The organism is Paenibacillus sp. GbtcB18 (assembly GCF_019091125.1).
Taxonomy (GTDB): Bacteria; Bacillota; Bacilli; order Paenibacillales; family NBRC-103111; genus Paenibacillus_F; species Paenibacillus_F chitinolyticus.
Map to the genome: position 1 here is coordinate 275,585 of NZ_JAGXJX010000009.1, position 16,799 is coordinate 292,383.

Consider the following 16,799-nt stretch of genomic DNA (forward strand, 5'->3'; position numbering starts at 1 on the left):
AGCGGTCAGGTTTCGTAATTGGTGACCTCACACGACTATTGCTTCTTATTCAAAGCCTGTACATCATCTCTAAAAGCATTGCTGTACTGCTGGAATAATCCCGTATCGAACTTATAGCTCTTGTCGTTGGCCTTCGGTGTGTTTTCCTTAAGCTGCTTATACAGGTTGTCGGTCTCTTTCGAAAGCTTATTCCATACTTGCTTCACGTTATCATACTTCGCATCCAGGCCCTGAATGTACGTATCATATTCCGCCTTTTGTTCCATCGCTTTGCCAAGACGCTCTATTGTGAAATCAATGTCCAGCTTCTTCCCTGTGTTGCCCGTTCCATTGCTGACGTACCAAGTGATGTCCACAAATCCTTCGTTCCAAAAAGACGAAATCATAAAGTTGCTGATCTCACTTAGTTTAGACTCAGGGGCCGGCTCTTTCGGCTTAGCTGAAGCATTCGCCGGATTGGCAGTGCTTGCAGGCGAACTTTTAGCCGTCTCCGCCGGCTTTACATCTGCGGCCTTTTCCTTGCTTCCACACCCCGTCATCACAAACAATAGTACAACGGCCATTCCAATCAAAAAACCAATTTTGCTGCGTTTAGACATCCCAGTACTCTCCTTTTTTTACAAGTGCTCCTTTTATATCGGTTTTGCGGCAGGAATTTTGAAGGATGTAGCAGAGAAAAAGTAACACGGTAAAAGTAAATCACACAATCGTCCCGCTTCAAGTAAGGCTTCCCTGACGGGACTTCCAGTCCCGGTAACGCTGTTTCGATTTTGTCCACTTTATCACCTCGGTTTATGGTTGGAACTGGGAAGTTTATAGGACGAGTTTAGTTTGCCGCTCCCCTTAAACTTTTTAACGTTCCAGAAGAGAATTCATGACAGCAACAATTTTTTGTTTACTTACCGGTTCAGCATGTCCTACAACACACGTATCAAAATCAAACCCTTCAATCGCTGTAAGTAAAGAACGCAGTTTATCTTTACCCAAGTGGCGATCGTTATAATAATCCACTCCAACCGCATCGCCAATAAATATTACTCGCTCTTCAGGCACAAATATGCAGACAGAATCGTCACTATGCGGAGAGGTTACATGATGTAATTGTGCCGTAATACCTCCCAGATCGATTTCCATCGTTCCGTTGAAAGAGATGTCAGAAGTCACCACTTTTATCTCCGATAGCGAAGGGTACTCATTCCGAATGCAAGTATCCGCAAATTCAATCTCAACCCCTGCCGCTAGTCTCTTTTTCATTTCAGTATCTGTCCATTCCCACTTAGCTTGTTCCGCTAGTTTATGATTCGTTTTTTCGTGGGCAATGGTTATCCCCTCCACCGCATGCATCCCAAAAGTATGATCCCAGTGCCAATGCGTAATCGCAACGATTTCTGGTTTTCTTAATCCTTCCTTACGTACAGCTTCATTAAACAATGCGGCATGGTATTTAGAATTGCCCGAGTCCACCATTAAAGAACGCGTTTGCCCATGAATATAACCAAGAACCGGCCTATCGGACTCTTTGCTAAACATCGTATAAAAAACACGATCCGTTAGTCGCCTTAACTCCATATAATAAATCCTCCTAATTATATACGTATTTATTATACTTTTTCCTTTATAAGTAACTTTTTCTGTATGGATTCCGTTTATATCTACGGATTGAATAACTCAAACACCGGGGTGAACTATGAAAATATTAGACGGTCTCTAGCTTCCCAAAAGGAGGGACTAGAGAACCAAATGAGCAGAAGTGTAAAAAAATCGCCGGTATGTAAAGACCAACAGCACCTAAGCACTGGCTGGACCAAACGGCAGGCCGGCAAAGCCGTACGCCGCTTCAAAGGCGGCGTTCAAAACGGGAAATGGTACCGGAAATTGTACTGCCCCTGGAATATTTGCGACTTCCGTATCTACCAAACAAAGCGGCAGGCGGTACATGAATGGGAAACATCCCGATGGCCGAGGGATCAATTATTGACCCGAGCGGAAGTTATAAACGATTGGGAAAAGTTCTATAGAAGAAAATAAGCGCAGGCGTCGGCTAGGGAAGCCCGGCGTTTGCGCTTTTCATCCAAAGTTCACGGATATCCGGATTGCAGTCATATCGGATTTCATCCCGCAAAGAGGCAGGCAGAATGTGATTGGCCAACATAATTTCTACAGCACGCCGTCTGCAAGGGGAGCAGAGCCCTTTGTGGTACAGTTCGATCATAATCTTTTGACACGATGCTGTAGGATGTTTTTCAAAAATGTTGACCATATCCAACTCCATGTTATGAAACGAGTGCTTGTTATGCTTCTTAAAAGCAATACGCTCCAATAGCGGCAGATCATTCTCCTCATAATTAAGAGTGAATAGTTCCAGAGCCTCTACCTCTGTCTCCCGTTGACAGATCAGTTGGACGGCTAGCCGATGGATACGCTCGTCCTTCAAATTGCGAAGCGCATGAATGGCCGCTGAACGCAGACGTTTATTTGGGGATTGTGCCAGTTCTATAATTTTTTGCGGATCAAGCGGAAAAGACGGTTTAACGAATATAGACAAATAAGCTTCCAGCTTTTTCGGATTTTTTTCTTTCAACAAGTCATCGGCAGCTTTGAGCAAGTCCTCCTTAGACGCACGCATGCCCCAAACAATGTAAGGGTACCGGGCTTTTTCACCCGCTTTCATGGAAGATTTAAATTCCTCATAGGAAAGAGCCTTTCGGCCGTTTAACAGAGAGTAATCATCCTCGTCCCCGAGCACGGATTGATAAAAAGCCTGAATCTTTTCGTCCTTCGCGCTTTCTTTCAGGAGAGCCACTGCCTTCTCCTCGCCTAGAAACTCCTTGGCAGATTCCCATACGAAAGTATCCCCTTCATAGCCGGAAGACAATATCCGCTTGCCGATCTCCTTTGCCACAAACAAAAAACCTTGGGCTCCCTCGGCCTCAATAATCTCTTCCCCGCCTATGAAACAATTCCATTCTTCATCGTAACGGAATCCTCTTTTCATAGCCTCTACCGCTGTCGGATTGCCGTGAGAAGCAAAGATTTTCGCTAATCGATACACTTGCAGAAGGTCCCACCCGTTCACTTCGCCTCCCAAAGCATCGAGAATTCGTTCCTGCAAAATAGGGGAAGCCTTGGATAGCTGAATGACCTCCCATAGATAAGCTTCCCTGCTCCCATCACATTGTGGATCATACGCGGTGTTCCGAATACAAGCATCCGCTATGGCATCCAGATGCCGATAAGTAAGCGCGGGGGTCTCCTTCAGATAGAGAATAATGCTTCCTAACCCACGGGTTAATTCGTAGCGAAACTTTTGAATGTGCATTTATCTCCTCCCGCCACACTTATTTTTATACTGGTCACCTACGGGCTGCGGTTACAACAATTATAATCAGTACAATGAATCAAACGTTAGAGAATGTTTAGTTATAATAGGAGATGAACATCTAAACCTGTGACTACTTACAAAACAATTCAATATCATCTAAAGCCGAATATGCATGCCCTCTAACAAACGTACTTTCATCGATTGATTCGCTTTAGTCTTTAGCTAAACCCCTCTATTTCTATTAAGCCATTCTTCATTGTTCCAACGTACGGGCAGTGCGCCTATAGGCTGTATATGTAACTGCGGGTCGTTAGAATGCAAAAAAGCCATCAGCACTTTTTGACTTTCGACAAGCAATCTCCAAGAATTATTTTGGATGATGTCTAGCATACTGTGTGCAGTATCGTTATCACTTTCATTGAATTTGTCAAAATTCTTAAAAACTAACACGATTCCCTCATTTCTAGGGATAATATCGGAAAGGCAATCATTAAAAGCATCTAAGTTATTTCCGTAGTAATCTGGGAACTCAAAAGTATTACCTAATTCCATAAGACAGTCCGAAGACTCACAATCAATAAGATATATGTCGAATCCTTCTCCCCTTATTTTTTCCATATATCTTTCTAGAATTTCTTGTCTCCAGAACATAACGATAGAACCGTTCATCATCAATGACTTCCATAAAACTTGCTGTTCCACCTATCTTACCTCCAAATAAACTTTCATAGGTACGATGAATTAAAGTCATTGCACTATATCTTGATATTCGACTTTTTGTATCGTCCGATTCACACGTCTAGTTGCTGATTAGATATGCAACGCCCGATCCTGCTACCAGAGAAATTCTTTTATGTATAAAATATTCCCTAGTTCCTATGGCACCCGTTTCTTATTATGGTAAAAAATACCCAAAGGTTTCGGCCTCGACTCCTACCCCATGCGTTACTAGATTTTCTCCGCAGATATCATTTATACCTTCGGTGTGTACGGGATGCCTGCGCGCTTTTCGCATTAGAGTTTTGGGAAAACAAAAAATCATTAGAATGAAGAAACCAAAGAGCTAGCCCCTTGGTTTCTTCATTCTAAGCACGTTTCAGCAGTTGTATTCGTCCAGTTAAGCTATTGATCTTATCCACGATTTTTTCGAATCTTTCTACAGACTTTGACAATCTAGGTGATCTTCGATCTTTTCAATAACAACACCACCACTGATCACTGAATGATCTGTTTCACCACAATATGAACAGTTTTACGTTTTCTCTATCTTTACTTCTCCCTGATTAGTAATACTGCTCAATGTACTGATAGGCTTTATCAAAGACTTCTTTGTCTTTAATTTTGTACTTGACCCAGACAACACTTCGAAGAGCTTTTTTCACTTCCTGTTTTCCTGCAGTCGTACCCTGCCAACCATCGAAACGTATAATCTTTACGATATCATCTATATCGCTAACAATTCGCTCGACGATAATTGGTGTCTTTGAATTCCTCAACCCATCAAAAAGCTCTGTCAATGCTGCCTTGCCTTTGTCCACTTCTTCCTCAGGCACTACTTCTTTTTCAGCTTCTGCGGCTTCCCGCGCAAGTTCTAATAGCAGTTTTAGAAACTCAATACTGGTTATTAGCCCTTGTTCGTATTTCTCACGGAGATTTTCAAGTTTTTCTCCCAACTTAACGAATTTAATATCACTACTGTGTTTTCGAATTTTAGCGACCAAATCAATTTCAACTTTGATCGTTGTCTTTCTCAGATTCTTTTGTTTTTCAATAAATTCATCGATTAAATCTGCATCCATTGTAAGAATTTCCATATCATCATGTACTTCTCCGACATGCAGATTCTCATGAACTAATTCCAATGTTTTCGCCCCAAGAGAAGCCCAAATCAACCCGCCTCTTCCATCAGTAGGTTTCACCGATTCGAATACTCTTGTTAACCATTGAAAATCGTATTTCATTGTATTCAGAAACGGATCTGGCGATAGCGAATCCCACGCTCTATTGAGCACTTTATAATCGGCTCCAAATTCGTCCTTGATTTTATTCGTTGGCAAACATTCTTGTGCAGCAATTAAACCTTCCCAACCATCTATTGTACGGTCTACTCCCATGAAATAACTCAAGCACTTACGCATTAGTGCAGGGATCTGCTTCTTGACCTCTTCAATATTCGAGATGACCTTTTTCATACTCGATTCATCAAAGTCCAAAGCTGTTGCCACATTATCAAAAATACCTATGTAGTCAACAATCAAACCGTGTGTTTTACCTTCATCATAGGTTCTGTTAGTACGACAGATGGCCTGCAGCAAGTTATGATCTTTCATTGGCTTATCAAGATACATAACCTGCAATATAGGTGCATCAAAACCAGTAAGTAGCTTTGACGTTACTATTACAAGCTTCAGTGGGTCATTAGGCTCTCTAAATCTGTCTAAAATCTTTCCTTCTGCGTCCCTATCACGTCTATATGCTTTATATTTGTCTTCCTTGTCATTGTTGGTGTCCATAACGATTGTAGTTGCATCTGGACCTAACAATTTATCAAGTTCTTCTTTATACATAAGACAGCACTCTCTGTCATAACAAACAACCTGACCTTTGTATCCGTTCGGTTCAATTTTCTCCTGATAATGCTTTGATATGTGCTCACATACCTTTCTGATTCGCTTGCGGTCATACATAATTGCTTTCATGTTGACCCTTCGAGATAACTCTGCTTTATCTTCTTTAGATAAATTCTCGGTTAATGCTTCAAATTCAGTATCGAGCCTTTCTCTATCAACATGCAGGTCAACTGGAACTGGTTCGAAATTCAATGGTAGTGTTGCATTGTCACGGATGGAATCCGAGAAGGAATACTTGCTCATATATCCACTCTTATCCTCAACTGCACCAAATGTATTAAAAGTATTTCTATCAATACGATTAATCGGTGTACCTGTAAGGCCGAAGAAAAACGCATTCGGAAGAGCAAGACGCATCTTATTACCTAGATCACCTTCCTGAGTTCTATGCGCTTCATCAACCATAAGAATGATATTATCTCTAGGGTTTAATTCCTTTTTAATATCACCAAATCTAAAGATTGTTGTAATTGCAATCTTTCTTTGGTCCCCTAAAAAGAAGGATTCTAAGTCCTCCTTTGAGCCGAGACTGACGAGATTGGGAATATCTGATGCGTTAAATGTAGCAGTTATCTGCGTCTCTAGATCAATTCGGTCGTCAACTATAACTATTGTTGGATTGTTTAATTCAGGTATCATTCTAAGTTTCTGTGCTGTAAAAACCATCAGCAATGATTTACCGGAACCCTGGAAATGCCAGATAAGACCTTGTTTTGGGTATCCGGCCTTCACGCGTTCCACAATAAGATTCGCACCCTCATATTGTTGATATCGACATATGACTTTATATTTGCGATACTTTTTATCGGTTGCAAATAATGTAAAGAACTGAAAAATGTCCATGATCTTCTCAGGTGTAATCATATCTTCAACACTGATTTTCACATCAGCAAGACTTCCTTCACTTTTATGATCCGGAGTATGCCATGGCCCCCACATTCCAATTGGCATGCAAACTGAACCATATCTATAACATTTACCTTCTGTAGCAAAATTGAATATGTTAGTTACAAACATGCCTGGTATGCTCTTTTCATATGCAGCTATATCTCCAGCAGCATCCAACCATGTTATAGAATTACGAACAGGCGTTTTCAACTCACCAATCGCCATAGGAAATCCATTAATCAGAAGTACAATATCTAGCCTTTTACCATTCTCTTTTTGTGGATATACCCATTGATTTGTGACAACATATTCGTTCAGCACCAAGTCTTCTTTAGTCATTGTTCCAAAAAAACGAATGGGAATCATACGGCCATCTTTACCGAACGGGTAGGAGTTCTCCTCAAAAACCATCTTCTTAAACAGTTCATTCTGCGTCACTAGATTGTGCGTCTGAACCGTCAATATTAACGTACGCAGTTTATAGATAACTTCATCTGCTCGTGATGGTTCTTCAGCAATTTCAGGATTAAGACGGATAAGCGCCTCTTTGACCATAGTTTCTACCATGACATCCGAGTATTCGCGTTGCAATTCTTCGGCAGGTATGTACTTCCATCCATTTCTCTCAAGTGTAGTTATTACCAGTTGTTCAATCGTATTATCTTCATTAAACATCAATCACGCCTCCAATCTTTAACAGACTTCGAATTAATTTAACCGAAGTTCTTCGACATTAAAGTTTTAATAGTTTTTTCGATGTTAACAATGCTCTGCTCTAATTTAAATTTTGATTTATCGGCCTGTTCAGCAAACAGTGCAAATTGCTTTTGTTGATGCTCTGGCGGTACGATTGCTTCAACATTAGACAATTGCCCTTTGCTTAGAATACATTTCAATGCTTTGTTTGTCGCTTCATGGATGCTTGAACGCATCATACGAAGCATGTAATACAAAAACCATGTTTCATAGCTTTTCGGTACTAAGGCATTGATCTGCTGATTGAAGGCAATATCTCTATCAACAATTGCAATATTACCAATACTGTTCAAACCGCCTGCAATGCAAGTCATCAAAATGCTTCCTGAAGATACTACCCTGCCAACTTTAGCACCTTCTTCCGAAAGATATTCTGCCGCCATTGACAGTGTTGCTCTCTGTTGGGTAATATTGTCCGATTTTATCCATTCAATAAAATTGCCGTAATACGCTGCGTTGGCTCTTGGTGGCGTATTTCCAGTTATAATGTCACAGGTATCAGACAAAGGCCTTTTGCCCCAGCCTTTTTCATTTGTCTCTGGATTACCAAACATCTCGATATATTGCGATTTGACAAGCTCATCTGTAAGATAAAGCAATTTCTTGTAAGCTTCTTTTGTATTATTAGCAGCCCATAATAGATCAGCAAGTTTTTCTTGTTGAGCAATTTGAGGCAGTACAAACTCGTATTCCAATAAAACTTTAGGAGACAATCTTTTAGACATTGTTCCGTCAGAAAATTTCTCAGCATATCCCCAGAACTCATCAGTATTTAACACGAACGGAATAATGCGTCTTAACAGTTTATCCTCAACACGTAATACTATAGAGTCACCAGAAGTAATCCCATCGAACTTTACAATTGATGCCCTTTTCAAATAGACGTTTCGTCGGGCAATTAAAATATCTCCTGACTTAAAAGCCTTCATAGCAGATTTTAAAAGACTTGTATTACCATAATTTTTAATCTCAATTTCGCCTGATACATAATGTTCAAGACCAACAAATTTGTCATATTCACAATTCGCTGGATTATCTACACGTTCAGATATTACCTTAACCACATCGCCAAGTTTATATTTGTTCAAGATCATCACCACCATTCTCAAAAAGCATACATTTCAAAGTCTCATAAGATTCTCTAAAAGCATCACTGCTAGCAAGCCATCCATCCAGTGCCTCTTCCACAGAATATAACGTCTCCTCACTTTCAGCGCTGTTAGATCCACTTACATAAAGGGGGATACTCAGTTTACTGTTATACCCGATGATCTGTTCTACTGTGGCAATTGCTGAAAAACCATCTTGAACTTTAAATTCGCTGTAAGTTTGTGCTATCTTCTGTATGTGATCTTCTTCCAAGTAACTCTCTGCGTTTTTTCGGGTTACTTCATTTTTTGCATTAATAAACAAAACATGTCCTTTACGAGAATGTGCTTTTCTCGTGCGGCATATAATAATACATGCCTCCATCGGTGAATTGTAGAATAGATTTTTGCCGATCCCAATTACACATTCGATTAAATCACTTTTTACTAGCTTTTCACGCATTTCTCTTTCTTCGTCCCTAAACAAAACACCATGTGGAAATAAAATTGCACATCTACCCGTATTCGGATTAAGGCTCTTTAAAATATGCTGAAAAAATGCGTAATCGGCCCTTCCCTGAGGTGGCGTACCGAGAAAATTCCGGCCATATTTATCAGCTGAAAATGCTTCTCTATCCCATTGTTTAATCGAATATGGTGGATTCGCTAACACTAAATCAAACTCCATTAACTCACCATGCTCCACAAAAGCAGGTTTCTTTAATGTATCGTCATTTACTATATGAAAGTCCTTTACACCGTGTAAAAACAAATTCATCCTTCCAATTGCAGATGTTAGAGAGTTGATCTCTTGCCCATAGGCTTTTACATTTCTCCATTCAAGACCTTGTTGCTTCAAGTAAGCAATGGCTGAAATAAGCATACCTGCGCTACCACAGGTAGGATCATAAATACTTTCACCAGACTGCGGTTTAAGCATTTCTGTCATTAGGTGAACGACGGTACGATTTGTATAAAATTCTTGAGCAGTGTGCCCACTATCATCAGCAAATTTCTTAATTAGATATTCGTAACCTTGTCCGAGTTCATCCTCAGGACAATTTTTCAGACTGAGCGTTTTTGAAGAGAAATGTTCAATAAGATCCTTAAGTAATTTATCAGGCAATCTTTTTTTATTGGTCCAAGCACCATCCCCAAAAACACCTTGCAGTTTTTCAGGATTTGCTTTTTCAATAGCTCGAAATGCATTTACAATTGCAACGCCCACATTATCTGATACTGATCTAACATCATTCCAGTGAAAACCTTTTGGAACAATAAATCTATGGTTTTCTTCCCACTCGAGTGCATCCTCATCCCCATCATATTTCTCAAGGATTTCTGCACATTCTTCATCATATACATCACAAATTCTTTTAAAAAAAAGTAGTGGGAAAATGTATTGTTTATATGAACCTGCATCTATATGAGTTCGTAAAAATACTGCCGAATTCCATAAATATGATTTAAGCCCATCTAATGTAATTCTATTACTCACTAATGTATCCCCCTTCTAACAATAAGGATTTTAAGTTTTCTTCTGCTTCAACAACTTCATCTAACGCTGCCAAAAATGCCTTCTTAACTTCCTGAGGGCAAATCGTCTCGATTGGTGCTTTTTCAATATAGCTGTTCACTGAGAGTGAATAATCTTTCAATCTTATATCTTCAATGGACACTACCTTAGATTTTTCAATAACTGACTCATAGTTTTTAAAAAGATTGTAAACCTCTTCAACATCTTCCTCGGTCATTATATTTTGAGCCCTTTGCGCAGTATAAATCTTTGATGCATCAATCAGACAGACTTTCCCTTTATGTTCTTGCACTTTGTTGTTGTTTAAGATAAGAATACAAGCTGATACGCCTGTACTGTAAAACAACCCACTGACTAAAGTAATTACACATTCTAGTTTGTCAGATTCAACTAGTTGCTTACGGATTTCTCCCTCTTTGCCTCCGTGGAAAAGGACTCCCTGCGGAAGAACGACCGCACAACGTCCATTCTTTTTATCCATAGATTTCACCATATGCTGAAGCCAAGCAAAATCCGCACTAGAATCAGAAGGGCTCCCCCATAGATTTCTACCGTAAATATCTGAGGTAAACTGATCTGCCCCCCAAGCTTTTAACGAAAACGGTGGATTCGCGATTACACAATCAAATGTTTGTAATTCTCCTCGATGTATGAAAAGAGGCGACTTTAAAGTATCACCTTGTTCAATCTTAAAATCTCTTGCTCCATGTAAAAATAGATTCATTCTTGCGATTGCTGAAGTTGCTAGGTTCTTTTCTTGACCATAAATTTTACCATACGTACTTTTATCATCATTTACGTTACGTATCGCTTCAATTAACATACCGCCAGTACCACAAGCAGGATCATAAACTGTCTCACCCGGCTTAGGATCTAGGATTTTGACCATTAATTTTACAACCGATCGAGGCGTATAAAATTCACCTGCATTTTTTTTTGAAAGATCAGCAAATTTTTTGATTAAATATTCATAACTATCTCCCATTACATCTGATGAGTAGTTTTCATTGCCTACTTTAATTTCTGACATGTGTTCAATGAGATCCTTTAAGCGTTCATCTGACAGTTTGTTTTTATCAGTCCAGTTTGCGTCATCAAAACTAGAAAAAACGCCATAGAGTGTATCTGGGTTAGCACGTTCAATGCCGTTCATTGCATTAACTATTGCTAATCCGACATTCTCACTAACTTCGCGAACGTCTTGCCAATGGCACCCCTCAGGAATAATGAAACGATGGTTTTCTGGAAAACTAGCAAATTCTTCATCGCCCCCGGATTCTTCTAACGCGGCTTGGGTTTCTTCATCATATACATCTGATAATCGTTTAAAAAAGAGAATTGGCGTTACATAGCTTTTATACTCATCCTGATTAATTGGACCACGCAGAATATTACAGGCTTCAAAAAGGTGAGAAAAGAGCTTTTGGCTTGTTGTTTCTTCAGGCTCTGAAGTAGTGTTTTTTAGTGCTTCGTCAGCAGCATCCATTGCTGATTGGATCATTTCTTCTCTACCTCCATTTTTAATTTTGGCTCCGACAAACTCTTCTTTAATGCTGACACTCCCTGAAAACTGTATCTTTTCCATCTTTGCGGGATATAGATTTTCGAATTCAAGCAATATCCTCAGAAGCCGCTCATCAAGAAATGTCAGTGCATGTTTTCTGATATGTGTCGGCACACCGTAGTAGGCTTCTGCCACGCCTCCAGTAATCGCAGCCAACGTATCACTGTCTCCACCAATAGAGATAGCGTTCCGGACTGCTTCTTCAAAATTGGAAGACTCGAAGAAAGCAACAAGTGCTTGCGGAACTGTTTCTTGGCAAGTTTCGTTAAACTGATACGTTTCCCGGATTCCATCGAGCGAGAAATTCATGGGGTAGTAGTGCTTATCAACATAATCACGAATTTCCAATATATTTTTTCCGCTTCGAGCCAGATAGACTGCAACCGCAGTAGCTTCAGCGCCTTTTATTCCCTCAGGATGGTTATGTGTTACAGCTGTCACCTTGTGTGAAAGTAATTTAGCTTCTTCGATGGAATTGGCTACATAACTACAGGCGCTAACTCTCATTGCGGCACCGTTACCAAAACTGTTGTATGGCTCAGGAACGTCACTAAACATCCATTTATAGAATCTCTCTCCATACCCGCAATTCGGGTAGTGTCTTCCAATAACTTGCATGGAATTAACAGCTTGGTCGCCCAAGTCTCTGTAATCACGTTTACAACTCATTAGTGCATCACATATGGCTAATGACATCACCGAGTCGTCAGTGAAAAAGCACTTGTATGTTAAAAACTCAAAATCTTTCGAACGATGATTGTCCCATTCAAATCTGGAACCGACAATATCGCCAATTATTGCTCCGATCATGTAATTTCCTCCCCTGGTGCCGGGCTGATACTTTTTTTACATCACAGTTATCTAAGTTTATTGTTTTACCTTCAAAATAGTATTTTGAAGTCTCTCCATTACTCCATTCCATCTATCTTCAGCAAGACGAATGCTTTCTACATATCTAGAACGTTCCTGTTCATATTCTTCTACAATCATTTTTTGTTCTTCAACCTTAAGCAACGGGATTTCTAGCGACTTCAAGTCCTTATAGCTAATATTGATAACGAATGTTCCTTGCTGCTTTCCTGCTATGGCTTTGTGCCCCATAGGACTATCTAAGAAAACTTTTAAGTACGTGCCGAAAAGCAGTTTTTCATTCGGTCTTATTACAATGATGTTTGATGACGCGATGCAAGGATACTTCTGTTCTTTAAAAACTGCTATTCTAATCGCCGTTCCCCGTGCTGGCAATAATAAATCCCCATCTCTAAGTAAGTAATTCGCAACTTTACGTTCTTCCTCTTCGACGTGATCCAGACCCTCATAATCAATGTCAAAATCTTTTAGATTCGATATGTTTACGACTCCAATGCTACCATTAGTATCTTTCTTGTTGATCGCCTTTCCGCGAAAAACTTCAGCAACATTACCTAGCTCTTCTTTTTTAGTACTTGATCTCTGATAACGTTGCCAATCCTCATCCACCATCCCAAAGATATGATCAACATTCCAATGACCCATTTCCATTAACTCGTCCAACATAACAAATGTATCATCAATGAGAATCAGTTCATCGATTCCATTTTTTTTGATGTTGCTGGTAGGAGCTTCATATCTTTTAATCATTACATCTTCTGTTCGGCCAGTTGTGATCGTAAACATATAGGTTTTAATAGCAGTAGATGCAAATATCCCAGCCGGCAACTCCGCTATTTCCTCTAGTTTATACATACCTTGTATAAAATCTCTTAAGTCCTTTATCGAGCCTGCAGCAAAAGTTATTCTAGCTGGAAGTATAATCACTAATACACCCGAACTATTCAAGTGTAAGAGCAAGTTCTCTACAGCTATCATTTCATATTCCCTACAAATGAAATCTCCGTTATCTTCTCCGCGTTCTCTTGCGCCAAATACAGGTACCGCCAGAATTAAATCAAATTTCCTTGTTGAAAATTCGTAATCATAGATACTTGTCTGTTCGACAATTACATTGGCGTGCTCCTTAAACATTTCATCAAGAAGAACTTTACCCACACTATTCATTGTAGTTAAGAAAAATTCGCAATCAGAATGTCGGTTTACTAATTCAGTAAGGTAAGGTACAAATTTTTCAGCTTCAGGTATCAATACCATTCTAGTATTTGGATTAAAGTGTTTTTCAAATTCTGTAATTAACACTTTTGGTATATAAAACATCTCTTTAGGATCTACAGACGCAAGAACCATTTCCAAATCAATATCTTCATCATCCATCGCCATAAAAGCACTAAAAAAAGCCTTCGAATCTGGATATGGATTGTTCATTCCGTAAGTGTCTGCTATTGAAAGCATAACCTCATAAGCTTTGTGCTCGGTGGGTTGGTTTGAATTTAATACAAACTCCTCTTTAGTCTTTTTCAAAAGAAACGATGCAACAGGCAGATCAGACTGAACAGTATATCCCCTCAAAGCATTATAACGATTCCAAATATGGCTTATCCGCTTGTCGTTACGCATCTTTATAACCCCCTTGCAAAACAACCTACCATTAATTATACATAAAACATAACACTACAAGTAAGTCATTTCAACGATTATTTTATTTTGGTATTTAAATACCAAAATAATTTCCCGATTTTATTCTCGACTTTCTATTGTCTTTTACAAATAAAAACACAAAAAACCGAATCGATTAATGTACTAAATCGGTCCGGTTCTTTTCCTAGGGACTATTACAGTTTATTCAAAATGCGCTCTTTTTAGGCTCTTTTCGGGTGATTTGCTGCATTCGGCCCATTTATATTGAGTTTTAACACCAACATTGCATCAATTGCTAAAAATCAGTAAAAATCCACTGCTGTATCACTAAATTCATCGTGTTGTTTTATCGAGAAAACTCAGTATTAATAAGATTTTTCAGCGTCTGTTTCATTTCGCAAAAGCAACGCGACGGATTCTACATGCACCGTATGCGGGAACATATCCACCGGCTGAACGCGGACGGTACGGTACCCGCCACCCTCGAGCACGCTCAAATCGCGCGCGAGGGTTGAGGCATTGCACGACACGTAAACAACCCGCTCCGGACGGAGTTGAAGGATCGTGTCGAGCAGCCGCTCGTCGCAGCCCTTGCGGGGCGGATCGACGACGATGACGTCGGGACGGACGCCCACGCGCTGCCACTCGGGGAGGACGTCCTCCGCTCCTCCCACGGCGAATTCCGCGTTGCGGATGCCGTTCAGCTCCGCGTTGCGCTTCGCGTCTTCGATCGCCTCGGGCACGATCTCGACGCCGTACACCTTCTTGGCATGCTTCGCCAAGAAGAGCGAAATGGTGCCGATGCCGCAATACGCATCGACCACGGTTTCGCCCCCGGTCAATCCGGCGTATTCGAGCGCTTTACTGTAAAGCGCCTCGGTTTGTACCGGGTTGACCTGGAAGAACGAGCGGGCCGAGATGGCAAACTTAACGTCGCCGATGTAATCGTAGATGACTTCCCGGCCCCAGAGAACGCGCGTCGTCGGTCCGAAGATGACGTTGGTCCGTCCGGTGTTGACGTTCTGGCAGATACTTGCCACGCCCGGTATTGCGGCGCGGATCTGCTCGATCCATTCCTCCGCATGTGGAATCTCTTTGCCGTTTGTAACGAGCACGACCATGATCTCACCCGTTCGGAAGCCGACTTTTACGACGACATGCCGAAGCAGCCCTTCGTGTGTTTCTTCCAGGTAAGCGCGAATGCCCAGTCCGCGGCCGATTTCTTTGACTTTAGCGATGACTTCATCGTTATTCGCATGCTGGATCAGACAGGTTTCCATGTCGATAATCCGGTGACTGCCCTGCGCGTAAAAACCACCGACTAGTCCGCCCTGCTCCTCGCCAAAAGGAACCTGAGCTTTGTTCCGGTATCTCCACGGATCGCCCATGCCAATGGTCGGATACACGACGATACCGTCCGCATCGGAAGCACGCTCTCTATCTTGTTTCAGCGAATCCGCCGATTCTCCGCGGCGTAGGCTTGTTCTTTTCACACCCGCTGCAAGAGTACTTTCGACGATATCTTCACTGACTTCACCAGTGTAGCTTGTTCCTGTTGCAGCACCTATCCCTAGAGCAGCGTTACCTCCATTGGTGCTATCTTCTGTGGTGTTATCCCCAGTAATTTTATCTCTGTTGATGTTCTTCCTATCCACTGTTCGATCCTGCCCATACGAGTCACCCGCTGAACTTCCATCGCCTTCATCTTCCAACAAATCGGAGGCGTCCACAAACTCCGTATCCATCAACGGCTGGAGACCGCTTCCGCCTATGGTATCGTTTGCGTCTCCTTTTGATTCCGACGCTTCGTCGTTAATCACTTTATCTTCGGGAACAGTGATTTCTTCATCTGCCGGTTTAAAACCCTCACTCGTTGGAGTAGTATTGCCGTTAACCACACCAGCTCTTAATACAGAGGCATCTCCGACAGCATTTCCTGCCTCGGCATCCGCTTCTTTAGCTACCTTAAGCTTCCCGATCCGCTCCAGGTTGTCCACGACGAGCTGGCGTTTCACCTTCAGTTGAGCGGCATAGTCCAAGTGCTGTAGCTGGCAGCCGCCGCACTTGTCATAGATCGGACATGGCGCGCCGACACGGTCCGGGCTTGATTCCAGCACTTCAAGCAGTTTGGCGTAGCCGTACTGCTTTTTGAGCTTGAGCACCTTAAGGCGCACCCGCTCACCCGGCAAGGCTCCGGGAACAAAAAGGGTGAAGCTTTCGACGCGGCCCACGCCTTCTCCGTCATGCCCGATGCCGATGATCTCGGCGGTATACTCGCCGTTTTTCTCCACCGGCAAAGCGGCCAGCGCAGCGGAGCGTTTGCTCCCGGCTTGGGGCGGGGATGTCCGCTCGGCCCGGGCTTCGCCACCACGGCTTTGCCCCCGCGAAGCCTCACCTAGCCGCCTACCCGCCGACATCCCTCCACGCTTTTGCCCCGACAGAGCTCCGCCCTGCGGCTTTCCCGCGGACGCGCCGCCCCGCCGTTTATTTTTACTCATATCGT

At 41.7% G+C, this 16,799-nt stretch carries 10 protein-coding genes and 1 pseudogene; 1 reads left to right on the forward strand and 10 read right to left on the reverse strand.

Features of this window, described 5'->3' with window-relative positions:
• Positions 1-35 precede the first annotated feature (35 nt).
• The 4 genes from KVT34_RS24060 to KVT34_RS24075 all read right to left on the reverse strand — a co-directional run bounded on the left by KVT34_RS24060 (position 36) and on the right by KVT34_RS24075 (position 4,024).
• Positions 36-599, reverse strand: a complete 564-nt coding sequence (locus KVT34_RS24060) for a hypothetical protein (protein WP_217561867.1) — start codon at positions 597-599, stop codon at positions 36-38.
• 253 nt (positions 600-852) lie between these two features.
• The gene (locus KVT34_RS24065; protein ID WP_217561869.1) at positions 853-1,569 is read right to left on the reverse strand and encodes an MBL fold metallo-hydrolase; all 717 of its coding nucleotides are present in this window, start codon (positions 1,567-1,569) and stop codon (positions 853-855) included.
• 472 nt (positions 1,570-2,041) lie between these two features.
• Positions 2,042-3,319, reverse strand: a complete 1,278-nt coding sequence (locus KVT34_RS24070) for a hypothetical protein (protein ID WP_217561871.1) — start codon at positions 3,317-3,319, stop codon at positions 2,042-2,044.
• Between the two features lie 225 nt (positions 3,320-3,544).
• On the reverse strand, positions 3,545-4,024 hold the full coding sequence (locus KVT34_RS24075; RefSeq protein ID WP_309244130.1) for a barstar family protein: 480 nt from the start codon (positions 4,022-4,024) through the stop codon (positions 3,545-3,547).
• A 205-nt stretch (positions 4,025-4,229) separates the two neighbouring features.
• Between KVT34_RS24075 and KVT34_RS24080 the strand changes: the two are divergent.
• Positions 4,230-4,337 (forward strand): annotated as a pseudogene (locus KVT34_RS24080) (SpoVR family protein); the annotation flags it as partial.
• A 268-nt stretch (positions 4,338-4,605) separates the two neighbouring features.
• Here the strand turns inward: KVT34_RS24080 and KVT34_RS24085 are convergent.
• The 6 genes from KVT34_RS24085 to rlmD all read right to left on the reverse strand — a co-directional run bounded on the left by KVT34_RS24085 (position 4,606) and on the right by rlmD (position 16,794).
• On the reverse strand, positions 4,606-7,515 hold the full coding sequence (locus KVT34_RS24085; protein ID WP_217561873.1) for a type I restriction endonuclease subunit R: 2,910 nt from the start codon (positions 7,513-7,515) through the stop codon (positions 4,606-4,608).
• A 38-nt stretch (positions 7,516-7,553) separates the two neighbouring features.
• On the reverse strand, positions 7,554-8,684 hold the full coding sequence (locus tag KVT34_RS24090) for a restriction endonuclease subunit S (RefSeq protein WP_217561875.1): 1,131 nt from the start codon (positions 8,682-8,684) through the stop codon (positions 7,554-7,556).
• Positions 8,671-10,182: a type I restriction-modification system subunit M gene (locus tag KVT34_RS24095; protein WP_217561877.1), complete on the reverse strand. Its 1,512-nt coding sequence runs from the start codon at positions 10,180-10,182 to the stop codon at positions 8,671-8,673. The genes KVT34_RS24090 and KVT34_RS24095 overlap by 14 nt, the downstream gene beginning before the upstream one ends.
• On the reverse strand, positions 10,175-12,595 hold the full coding sequence (locus tag KVT34_RS24100; RefSeq protein WP_217561879.1) for an N-6 DNA methylase: 2,421 nt from the start codon (positions 12,593-12,595) through the stop codon (positions 10,175-10,177). The genes KVT34_RS24095 and KVT34_RS24100 overlap by 8 nt, the downstream gene beginning before the upstream one ends.
• Before the next feature lie 57 nt (positions 12,596-12,652).
• Positions 12,653-14,275, reverse strand: a complete 1,623-nt coding sequence (locus tag KVT34_RS24105) for a restriction endonuclease subunit S (protein ID WP_217561881.1) — start codon at positions 14,273-14,275, stop codon at positions 12,653-12,655.
• 386 nt (positions 14,276-14,661) lie between these two features.
• Positions 14,662-16,794 (reverse strand): 23S rRNA (uracil(1939)-C(5))-methyltransferase RlmD, encoded by a 2,133-nt coding sequence (gene rlmD, locus KVT34_RS24110; RefSeq protein ID WP_217561883.1) that lies wholly within the window; start codon positions 16,792-16,794, stop codon positions 14,662-14,664.
• Between the last annotated feature and the right edge of the window lie 5 nt (positions 16,795-16,799).

What these genes read in the sequence shown, in the direction of transcription:
- KVT34_RS24060 (WP_217561867.1), bottom strand. Translation starts at nt 599, where the DNA reads ATGTCTAAACGCAGCAAAATTGGTTTTTTGATTGGAATGGCCGTTGTA.
- KVT34_RS24065 (WP_217561869.1), bottom strand. Translation starts at nt 1,569, where the DNA reads ATGGAGTTAAGGCGACTAACGGATCGTGTTTTTTATACGATGTTTAGC.
- KVT34_RS24070 (WP_217561871.1), bottom strand. Translation starts at nt 3,319, where the DNA reads ATGCACATTCAAAAGTTTCGCTACGAATTAACCCGTGGGTTAGGAAGC.
- KVT34_RS24085 (WP_217561873.1), bottom strand. Translation starts at nt 7,515, where the DNA reads ATGTTTAATGAAGATAATACGATTGAACAACTGGTAATAACTACACTT.
- KVT34_RS24100 (WP_217561879.1), bottom strand. Translation starts at nt 12,595, where the DNA reads ATGATCGGAGCAATAATTGGCGATATTGTCGGTTCCAGATTTGAATGG.
- KVT34_RS24105 (WP_217561881.1), bottom strand. Translation starts at nt 14,275, where the DNA reads ATGCGTAACGACAAGCGGATAAGCCATATTTGGAATCGTTATAATGCT.
- rlmD (WP_217561883.1), bottom strand. Translation starts at nt 16,794, where the DNA reads ATGAGTAAAAATAAACGGCGGGGCGGCGCGTCCGCGGGAAAGCCGCAG.